Below are 3,097 nucleotides of genomic sequence, written 5' to 3'. Positions count from 1 at the left end.
ATACTGCAACTACAACCTATACTTTCACACCAACATCAGGGCAATGTGGAGTTACTCCTGCAACTATGACTATCGTAGTAAATCCATTAATCGCAACTTTTGATACAGTTGCGCCAATTTGTTCTGGAGATGTTTTGGCTGATTTACCAACGACTTCAACAAATGGAATCACAGGAGTTTGGTCACCAGCAATGGACAATACGGCAACGACAACTTATACATTTACACCAACATCTGGGCAATGTGGAGTTACTCCTGCAACTATGACTATCGTAGTAAATCCATTAATCGCAACTTTTGATCCAGTTGCGCCAATTTGTTCTGGAGATGTTTTGGCTGATTTACCAACGACTTCAACAAATGGAATCACAGGAGTTTGGTCACCAGCAATGGACAATACTGCAACAACAACTTATACATTTACACCAACATCTGGGCAATGTGCAGCTACTCCTGTAACTATGACTGTTGTTGTGAATCCATTAATCGCAACTTTTGATACAGTTGCGCCAATATGTAACGGAGATGTTTTGGCAGATTTACCAACGACTTCAACTAATGGAATCACAGGAGTTTGGTCACCTGTAATGGATAATACTGCAACTACAACTTATACATTTACACCAACTTCTGGTCAATGTGCAGTTACACCTGTAACTATGACTATTGTGGTGAACCCACTTTTTGCAACTTTTAATCCGGTTGCACCAATTTGTTCCGGAGATGTTTTGGCTGATTTGCCTACAACTTCAACAAACGGAATTACAGGAGTTTGGTCACCAGCAATGGACAATACTGCAACAACAACTTATACATTTATACCAACATCTGGTCAATGTGCAGTTACTCCTGTAACTATGACTATTATAGTGAATCAAAAAAATATTCCAACTTTTGAACCTATTACACCTTTTTGTGAAAATGAAATAGCACCTGTTTTATCTGGAATTTCATTGAATTCAATTACCGGAATTTGGACTCCTGATACCGTTAGCAATACCGCTTCTGGGACTTACACATTTACTCCAGATTCGGGGCAATGTGCTTCAACAATACAAATAACGATAACTGTCAATCCATTAGTTGCGGCTTTTAATCCTGTTGGCCCAATATGTAACGGAGATGTTTTGTCACCATTGCCAACGACTTCTTCAAATGGTATTACTGGAGTATGGTCGCCAGCTTTAGACAATACAACAACAACAACCTATACTTTTACACCAACTTCTGGTCAATGTGCAACAGCTTCATCTGAATTAACTATCACAGTAAATCAGAATATAACCCCAATTTTCACTGAAATCGCTCCGATATGTTCAGGATCTACAAGTCCAATTTTACCAACAACATCAAACAATGCAATCACAGGAACTTGGAATCCGGCAACAGTAAGTAACACAGTTTCGGGAACTTATACTTTTACCCCATCCGTTGGACAATGTAGCCCATCAACTAGTTTAGATATTACCGTTTATCAATCTCCAACAGATATAATTTTTACAGCTTCTGATGTTGTTAATGATAGTCCTGATGGAATTATCGAAATTACTGGAACAACAAGTGGATTGAGCCCATTTTTATACAGCATCAATAATAGTTCATTTACATCTAACACTAGCTATACTAACCTAGCTCCAGGTAATTATACTATTACTGTAAAAGACTCAAATGGTTGTGAATTTAATAAGGTTGCAACTGTAAGCTCTATTTGTATGTTCCCAAATGCAATTTCTCCAGGAAGTGACAATTATAATGACACCTTTAACCTTAGCGGTTGTAATGTTGTTAAACTTAAAATATTCAATAGATACGGAAGAGAAATAAATAATTATACGAATTATTCGAACCAATGGGATGGAACTAATAGCAAAGGAGAATCGCTCCCTGATGGAACCTATTTTTATGTTGCCGAATTTGGCGATGGGACTTCAAAATCAGGTTGGGTCTATGTAGCCAGATAATTTAAATTAAAAAAGCTCCGAATGGAGCTTTTTTAATTTAACCTTTTTCACAAACTATCGATTCAACCACCAAATGCTTCCATTCAAAACCATTGCAAAACTTACCCAAAGTAAATAGGGAATAAATAAGTACCCTGCAATTTTGTTGATTTTTACAAATTGTGTATAGGTTTCAAAAATCATTAACCATAATAAAACAATTTCGATACCTGCCAACATTGGATTTTTTAATCCAAAAAACAAATACGACCACAAGGCATTTAAAGCCAATTGAATTGCAAATAAAATTAATGCTTTTTTAATGACTTCCTTATCAAAGTCTATTCGATTCCAAACCAAACCAGCTGCAACACCCATCATCACATAAAGCATACTCCAAACGGGTGCAAAAATCCAATTAGGTGGATTAAAACTCGGTTTTACCAATGTTGGATACCAAGTTACAATTGCTGAACGAGTAACCATTCCAGAAAAATATCCAATTACCAAACACGTAACAACAACCGCTAAAATTTTAAAAATCTTATTCATATTCTATTTTTTTACAAATTTAATCAAAACTTTATAGGGATTCAATAAAGAAACAAATCAAGGTGTAAACCAAAAAAAGTATCTTTGCATAAATTTATTAATTGATGTTCTCAGCAAACGATTTTATTCCGTCAAAATATTCTCTTTCCGTAGAAAAAGGTAATTTTCAATGGAGCTCTCCCAGCAACATTGCATTAGTAAAATATTGGGGAAAAAAAGACGCACAAATTCCAGCAAACCCTTCGGTGAGTTTTACTTTGAATAATTGCAAAACGATCACAACTTTGGCTTTCGCCAAAAAAGAAAATCAAGATACATTTTCTTTCGATTTGCTTTTTGAAGGAAAATCCAAGGAGGATTTCAAACCAAAAATCCAACAATTCTTCGAAAGAGTTTTGGTTTATTTGCCTTTCTTAAAAGAGTATCATTTTACTATTGACACTCAAAATACCTTTCCGCATAGTTCTGGAATTGCTTCATCAGCTTCAGGAATGGCGGCTTTGGCAATGAACTTAATGAGTTTGGAAAAAGCATTAAACCCGGAAATGACTGAAGATTATTTTTACCAAAAAGCCTCTTTTTTGGCGCGTTTGGGTTCAGGAAGT

At 35.7% G+C, this 3,097-nt stretch carries 2 protein-coding genes and 1 pseudogene; 2 read left to right on the top strand and 1 reads right to left on the bottom strand.

From position 1 onward, the window contains the following. Window positions 1–1,961 (top strand): gliding motility-associated C-terminal domain-containing protein (locus PHC28_RS17485; protein WP_300103546.1); only part of this gene is annotated, 1,961 nt, incomplete at its 5' end. 54 nt (window positions 1,962–2,015) lie between these two features. Here the strand turns inward: PHC28_RS17485 and PHC28_RS17480 are convergent. Continuing rightward, complete coding sequence (locus PHC28_RS17480) at window positions 2,016–2,492, bottom strand: TspO/MBR family protein (protein WP_300103545.1); 477 nt, start codon at window positions 2,490–2,492, stop codon at window positions 2,016–2,018. A gap of 104 nt (window positions 2,493–2,596) precedes the next feature. Here PHC28_RS17480 and PHC28_RS17475 point away from each other — a divergent pair. After that, window positions 2,597–3,097, top strand: a pseudogene (locus tag PHC28_RS17475) (diphosphomevalonate decarboxylase); the annotation flags it as partial.

Source organism: Flavobacterium sp. (assembly GCF_028712645.1).
In the GTDB taxonomy this organism is placed as follows: domain Bacteria; phylum Bacteroidota; class Bacteroidia; order Flavobacteriales; family Flavobacteriaceae; genus Flavobacterium.
This window is presented reverse-complemented; position numbering and strand designations above follow the sequence as displayed.